The 7,095-nt window shown below is 69.2% G+C and carries 6 protein-coding genes; 3 read left to right on the plus strand and 3 right to left on the minus strand.

Annotation, left to right across the window (positions count from 1 at the left end):
* On the plus strand, positions 1-441 hold a 441-nt coding region (gene argB / locus VN419_RS09670; RefSeq protein ID WP_325646928.1), incomplete at its 5' end, for an acetylglutamate kinase.
* Between the two features lie 69 nt (positions 442-510).
* On the opposite strand, the gene VN419_RS09675 is transcribed toward argB, so the two are convergent.
* The gene (locus tag VN419_RS09675; protein ID WP_325646930.1) at positions 511-2,415 is read right to left on the minus strand and encodes a methyl-accepting chemotaxis protein; all 1,905 of its coding nucleotides are present in this window, start codon (positions 2,413-2,415) and stop codon (positions 511-513) included.
* A gap of 193 nt (positions 2,416-2,608) precedes the next feature.
* Here VN419_RS09675 and VN419_RS09680 point away from each other — a divergent pair, with 193 nt between their 5' ends.
* A complete protein-coding gene (locus tag VN419_RS09680; protein WP_325646932.1) occupies positions 2,609-3,643 on the plus strand; it encodes a methyltransferase in 1,035 nt (344 codons plus the stop codon).
* Positions 3,644-3,657: 14 nt separating this feature from the next.
* On the plus strand, positions 3,658-4,596 hold the full coding sequence (locus VN419_RS09685; protein ID WP_325646934.1) for a hypothetical protein: 939 nt from the start codon (positions 3,658-3,660) through the stop codon (positions 4,594-4,596).
* A 29-nt stretch (positions 4,597-4,625) separates the two neighbouring features.
* On the opposite strand, the gene VN419_RS09690 is transcribed toward VN419_RS09685, so the two are convergent.
* Both VN419_RS09690 and VN419_RS09695 read right to left on the minus strand, forming a co-directional pair.
* On the minus strand, positions 4,626-5,426 hold the full coding sequence (locus tag VN419_RS09690; RefSeq protein ID WP_325646936.1) for a VacJ family lipoprotein: 801 nt from the start codon (positions 5,424-5,426) through the stop codon (positions 4,626-4,628).
* A complete protein-coding gene (locus VN419_RS09695) occupies positions 5,423-6,859 on the minus strand; it encodes an alpha/beta hydrolase (RefSeq protein WP_325646938.1) in 1,437 nt (478 codons plus the stop codon). Before VN419_RS09695 ends, VN419_RS09690 begins: the two co-directional genes overlap by 4 nt.
* Between the last annotated feature and the right edge of the window lie 236 nt (positions 6,860-7,095).

The raw sequence follows: 7,095 nt of genomic DNA on the forward strand, positions 1-7,095 counted from the left end.
GAGATCATCGACCTGGGCAAGGTGGGCGAGGTCACGGCCATCGAGACCGGAGTGCTCAAGTCCCTCATGGACATCGGCGTCATTCCGGTCATTGCGCCGGTGGGCGTGGATGAGCTGGGCAACACCTACAACATCAACGCCGATTCCGTGGCCGGGGCCGTGGCCGGGGCCATGCGCGCCAAGCGCCTGCACCTGCTGACCGACGTGCCCGGCGTGCTGGACAAGGACAAGAACCTCATCCCCAGCATGACCAGCACCCAGGCCTTCAAGGCCATCGAGGACGGCGTGGTGGTGGGCGGCATGATCCCCAAGCTGCAGTGCGTGCTGGAGGCCATCATGGCGGGCGTGGAAAAGGTGCACATCATCGACGGCCGCGTGGAGAACTGCGTGCTGCTCGAACTCTTCACCGCCTGCGGCATCGGCACGGAAATCACGCGCTAGCCCCTTTCGACGCGACAAACGGGCGGTTCCTCCGGTTGGGAGGGGCCGCCCGTTTTTCTTTGCGGCCAGCTAGGCCGCGCGCACCAGGGACGGTCCTGCCCCCGGTCCGCCCTCCGCAGCGCCCGCGCCATTCGAGTCATTCGAGTCCAGGCGGATGTCCTCCACGATGGCGCCCAGGCGGCGGGCCTGGTCCGCCAGCTCCACCACCGCCTTGGCCGATTCGTCCATGGCCAGGCTGGTCTGTCCGCTGATGCTCCGCATGAGCCCCACGGATTCGCCCACCTCGCGCCCGGCCTCGCCCTGGTGGCGGGAGGCCACGGCCATGGCGCGGATCTCCTCCGAGGTCTGGGAGGCCAAGGCCACGATCTCGTCCAACGCGGCGGCCGAGGCCGCGGCCTGGCTGGTGGCCTCGTTCACCGCGCGGCCCGCCAGGTCCACCTGCTCCAGGCTGGCGCGGGTCTCGGTCTGGATGCCCCGGATGGCCTGATCCACCTGCTTGGTGGCGGTCTGGGTCTTCTCGGCCAGCTTGCGCACCTCATCTGCCACCACGGCGAAGCCTCTGCCCGCGTCACCCGCGCGCGCGGCCTCGATGGCGGCGTTGAGGGCCAGCAGATTCGTCTGGTCGGCGATGTCGTCAATTACGGTGATGATGCGCCCGATGTCTTCGCTCCTGCCGCGCAGGGCGTCCATGCTCTGGCGCAGGGCCTCGGCGCGGTCCTGCACGGCGGCCACCACGCGGGCCACCTCGACCACGGTCTGCGCGCCCTGCCCGGCGCGGGCCCGGGCGGTTTCGGCCGTCTCGGCCGCGCGGGCGGCCCCGGTCTCGGCCTCGGCAACGCCGGTAAGCAGCCGCTCCACAACAGAGACGGTATCGCCCGCCAGGCGCGACTGCTCCACCGCCCCGCGGGCCGACTGCTCCACCTGGGCGGAAAGCTGCTGCGAGGACGCGGCCAGCCGCTCCACCACTTGGGCCATGCGGCCCGCTGCGCTGCGCATGCCCTCCCGGCGCGAAAGCTCGGCCCGGAGGCCCGCCTCGCGCGCTTCCTCCACGGCCAGACGCGCGCGCTCGGCCTCGCTCGCAGCCTCCTCGCCGCGCTCGCCAGCCAAGGCGATCTCCTTTTGCAGCTCCTGCACCATGCTGCGCAGAGCCTGGGCCATCTTGCCCAGCTCGTCGCGCCGGTCGATGGCCAGCTCGGCCGAGAGGTCGCCCGCGGCCACGCGCTCGGCAAAGGCCAGGGTCTTTTTCAGGGGGCGGTTGATGTTCGTGGTGACCACCGCGCCAAAGGCCAGGGACGTGAGCACGGCCAGCGCGGCCGCGACCAGCAGCACCAGCCGGTCCTTTTCCGCCTGGGGCAGGGCCTGGGCCACGAAAGCCGCCGTGCCTGCGCTCTCCTCCGCCTGCAGGGCGTCCAGGGCCTGCTCCACGCGGTTCAGGGCCTCGCGGGCCTCGCGCACGGAAAGGGCCATGGCCCCGAAGCGCATGTCAGCCTCCAGAAGCTCCAGCACCTTGCGGTGCCGCGCGCCCCAGGCCTCCCAGGCCTCCTTGAATTCCGCCCAGGCAGGGCTTTCGACGGAGACGGCGTCGGTCCCGTTGGCCGCGTCCGTGGCGTTGGTTGCGGCTTGGTTTCCCTGCGCAGGGGCAAGCGGCAACCGGGGCAGGGCCTCATGGGCTTTCATGGCCGCCTCGGCCTCGGCCCAGTAGCGGGTGAGGTTGTTCTTCTGCCGCTCAAGCACCACGGGGTTCTCCATGGTTTCCGGGATGAGCATGGTGCGTTCCGCGCGCTGGATGGCGGTCAAACTGTGGCGCAGCACGGCCAGGTGCCGCTGGGCGGGCATGCGGCTGTTCACCGTGTCGGCCAGGGCGCGTTCGGTCTTCTGGATGCCCAGGTAGCCCACGGCGGCCACGGCCAGGGTGATGAAGGAGGAAGCGGCGAGACCCAGGGCGATCTTGCCCCAGACCGGAATGTTGCGCATGGCGGGCTCCTTGTGCGGGGGGTGGGGACCGCTGCCGGCCCCGAAGCCCCTCGCCTACCCCGCACAGACGTCTGGTTGGTGCTGCCACGGTGAACACTGTGTGACGTTTCCGCGACGGCCGCGCCCTTGCCTGCCGCGCATTTTCTGCGCTATTGCTGCACCAATCCCGGAAACCGCTTCCAAGGAGCCCCCCATGCCCGATGCCGACCTTTCCCCCGGCCCGCTCTTGTCCCTCTCCGGCGCGTACTGGAAGTCCTGCGCCCTGCACGCCGCCGTGAAGCTCGACCTGTTCACGCCCCTGGCCGAAGGCCCGGCCACGGCCGCCCAGCTGGCTCCGGCCCTTGGCTGCGAAACCCGCGCCCTGGGCATGCTGCTTACGGCCATGTGCGGCCTGGGGCTGCTGACGCGTGAGGGCGACGCCTTCGCCCTTTCCGAGCAGGCCGCGGCCTTCCTGGTGCGCAGCTCACCACGCTACCAGGGGCACATCATCCGCCACCACGCGAATCTGGTGGAATCCTTCGGCCAGTTGGAGCAGGCCGTGCGCACGGGCAAACGCGTGCGCGGCGGGCAGCAGTGGACCGAGGCCGACCGCCAGGACTTTCTGCTCGGCATGTTCAACATGGCCATGGGCATAGCGCCCAAACTGGCCCCGCTGCTCGACGCCCAGCTCGCCGCCGCCGGGCTTCCGGGCATGGCCGGGCGCACGCGCCTGCTGGACCTGGGCGGCGGACCCGGCACCTACGCCATCCACTTCTGCCTGGCCCACCCCGGCCTCTCGGCCACGGTGTTCGACATGCCCACCACCCGGCCCTTTGCCGAGGCCACGGCCGAGCGCTTCGGACTGTCCTACAGCCAGGGCCGCCTCGGCTTCGCGCCCGGCGACTACACCCGGGACGCCCTGCCCCAGGGCTTCGATCTGGCCTGGCTCTCGCACATCCTGCACGGTGAGGCCCCGGACATGGCCGCGCAGATCGTGCGCAAGGCGGCCCAAGGGCTGAACCCCGGCGGGGTGCTCATGGTGCACGAGTTCCTGCTTTCCGACAGCCTGGACGGACCGGAATTCCCGGCCCTGTTCTCGCTGAACATGCTGCTGGGCACCGACGGCGGGCAGTCCTACTCCGGGGCGCAACTGGGCGACATGCTCGCGGCGGCGGGCCTTACCCGCATCACCCGCCTGGGCTTCAGCGGGCCGAACCACACCGGCATCGTGGCCGGGGTGAAGGAGTAGCGGGGACATCCGCGATGGCCGAGCCGGGTGCGGAACTGGCGGCGGATCTCGCTGTAGATCTGGCCGCATACCTGAAGCGCGGCCTGCCCCTGGACGCGCAGTCCCTTTCGGTCATCCGGCAGACCCTGGGCGAGGCGGACCCGGCCCGCGCCCTGGCCCTGCTTGCGGCGGACCCGGGAGCCTGTGAGCACGCGCCGCTCGTGGCCCTGCTCTTCTCGCCCGGGGCGGCGATGCGCCGCGAACTGGAGCCGGTCCTGACCGCGGCGGACATGGGTGAGGCGGACGCCGCAGAACTGGCCCGCCGCGTGGGGGCCCTTGCGGCCGGGCCCCTGGCCCTGCTGCTGCCGGGCGGCCAACGCCTGGACTATCCGGCCCGGCAGGAGGACGTGCGCGGCTTTGTGCTGCGCCTGCGGCCGGGGGCCACGGCCCCGCCGGAGCTCCGCCGGGTCATCGGCCGGCGCTGCGGTGGTAAGGATGCGGACCAGGAGCAAAGCCAGGGACTGTGCGCCCTTTTGCGCCACAGCCGCCTCAAATGGTCGCCCGCGCGGGTGTTCTTCCTGGCCGCCCTGCTGGAGCGCGCGGAAGACGGCGACGATCTGCCCGCGCTCACGGCCTGGGCCCTCGGCTTTCTGGATCTGGCGGGCGAAGTCTTCGCCCCGCGCGAGGCCCTGCGCGAGCGCCGCGCGGCCCTGTCACGCATGCTGCACCTGGCCGAGGCCTTTGAGGACGCCTGCGGCAAGGCCAGTTTCGAGGTGCGCCTGTCGCAGGGGCAGCGCCAGGGGCATGTGCACGGGCCGGATGTGCTGGCGGAACGTGCGCTGCTGGACCGCGCCTGCGAGCTGGTGCTGGGGGTGCCGGGGCAGCGCCTGGAGAACGGGCCGGACCAGCCCCTGCGCCTCGACCTTGGCGAAACGGACGATGCTGCGGAACTGCTGCGGCTGCTGAACCTTTAGCCAACGCCGCGCTCTTCCGCACGCCGCGGCTATTCCATGATTTGCAGGAACCGGGCCTTGGAATAGGCGAAGCGCAGGATGTCGTACTCGAAGGGCGTGTCCGTGCTGTAGTAGCGGAACGGGGTGTCCGCGCGAGTGTCCACGGCGCGCACGCCGGTGTTCACATAGCCCGCCGTGGCATGGTCGGAAACGCCCGCAAGGTCGAAGAGATATTCCATCTGATAATATGAGAACACCATGTCGCCCGCGGTGCCCAGGGTGTCGCGGCCGTTTGACGGCCCATAGAAGGGCAGCACGATGTACGGCCCCTCCGGCACGCCCCACACGCCCAGCGTCTGGCCGAAATCCTCGTTCTGGCGCTCGAAGCCCAGGCCCGTGGCCACGTCGAACAGGCCGCCCAGGCCGAACACCGTGTTGGTGAACAGGCGGATGACGGTCAGGTTGACCTTGGTCTGGCTGCCCTGCATGGCGCTGTTGGCCAGGCGCGGCACCTCGTTCAGGTTGCCGATGAAATTGCTCACCCCGGTGCGCACCGGCGCGGGGAAGACGAACTGGTAGCCCGCCACCACGGGCAGCAGCACCGCGCGGTCGAAACGGGCGTTGAAGTTGTACACCAGCCGGTTGGCGCGCTCCGCCGGGTCATACACAGTGAGCATGGACTCCCGCTCGGCCTTGCGCACGTCCCTGTCCTGCACCGCGCGCGAGACAGGCGTGCGGAAGCCGGACTCCGGCAGGGCGTATTCCGGCGCTGTCTTCTTCCCCGCACAGGCACACAGAAAAAGCGGCAAGGCCAGGGCGAAGACCATCCTGATGCAGTTCAGGGCGCTCATCGTGCGTCCTCCACGGCCATCATCCGCAACATTTCGGCGGCAAAGCCCGTGTACTGCAGGTTGCCGCAGTGCCCGCCCCTGGAGAACAGCGTGGCGCGCGCGCCGAAGGTCTGCTTCAGGAACGCGACTTCCGCCCCATTCAGAATCGGATCGTCCTCGTTGCCGATGAGCAGCACGTTGGGCGCACTGCGCAAATAGCCCTCCAGCCGCAACAAGGTGCAGGCCCCAAGCAGGCGCTCCTTGGTCATGCCGGGCTCGCGGTACTGCACATAGGGCAGCAGGAACTCGTCCACGTAATTCTCAAAGGAGATGCGGCTGGCGGCGATGAAATAGGGCAGCAGCGGTTCGTTGGTGGCGATCTTCGTTCCCGCGGGCTTGAGGTACCCGGCGTCCAGACAAGTGTCGGAGGTGAAGACCATGGACGCGGACGTGATGCGGAAGCCCACGCCGATGAGCTGCTTGAGCTCCGTATCGTTCACGTCGAGGCTGCGGAAGAAGCGGTACAGGATGTCGCTGTCCAGCTTGCCGATGTGGTTGGTCTGGTAGAACTCGGAAAAATTTTCGATGAACTTGTTCACGGCCTGCTCCGGCCCGCCGGTCCTGGCGTCGGTCTCCTTCAGCCAGGAATCGAAGGTCAGGGCCGAGTTGTACAGGTCCACCGGCGGGTTGATGAGCAGCACCTTCTGGAAGTTGAAGAACTTCTCGCGGCTGTCGCGCTCGGCCAGGAAGGCCGCGTGCAGCGCGCCCAGGCTGTAGCCGGTGATGCTGTAGCCCGTCACCTTGGCCTTGGCCTCCACCTCTGTCTTGATCCAGCCGAGCAGCGTGCGCAGGTCGTCCACATCGTAGGGCACGTAGCCCGCCAAGCCATGCCTGGACAGGCTGACGATGGAGTTGAAGTGCGTGGGCGAGGACACGCCCACCGCGTGGTACCCGGCGCTGTAGAACAGGCGTTGCAGAAACTGCACCTTGGAGGAGTTGAAGCGCGCCCCGGTGCCCGCGATGATGAAGATCAGCGGGGCCTTTTTGTCCTGCAGCAGCGCGGAATACTCGATGGCCTCGGTGTACCAGAACAGCTCCGGCACGCGGCGGCCCTCGATCGTGATGCTGCGCGTCTCGGCCCGGGCGGCCAGGGCCTCGGCCGGAATCTTGTGACGGTACGCGGGCGGGGTGCCGTACACCGTGGCTTTGTAGCGGTTGGTGATGGGAAAGTCCGGCATGCCGGGCGCCGGAACGGCCTGGGCGGCGGCTTGCCCGGTGGACGGGGAGACCGGCGTGGAGGTGACGGACACGGCGGCCTGGTCCGAAGACAGGCCGGAGGGCGAGGCCGCTCCTTGCTCGGGCTGGCCTGCCAGGGCTGTGATGTCGGCCCAGGCCGAGGCCGCGAAGCACAGCGCCAGAAGGCAGCTCAGGAGAACGGCGCGGGCGCATCGCATGGCGGGCTCCATATTTCCGGGTACGCCGGGCAAACGACCCCGGCGGTTCTCAGCACTGTGCATTGATCGGACTGCCGTGGCAACAACTTAAGGCCAAGTACTCGCGGGCCCATGGGACGAAGCGGAGCGGAGGCGCCAGGGCTTCCCGCAGGGCGAAAAAAGAGGGGCGGCGCGGCTCCTGCTGTGGAGAGCCGCGCCGCCATCGGAGGGAGATGGGCTGCTGCTGAGATTTACTC

The sequence above is a fragment of the Humidesulfovibrio sp. genome, assembly GCF_035560995.1.
Classification (GTDB): domain Bacteria; phylum Desulfobacterota; class Desulfovibrionia; order Desulfovibrionales; family Desulfovibrionaceae; genus Humidesulfovibrio.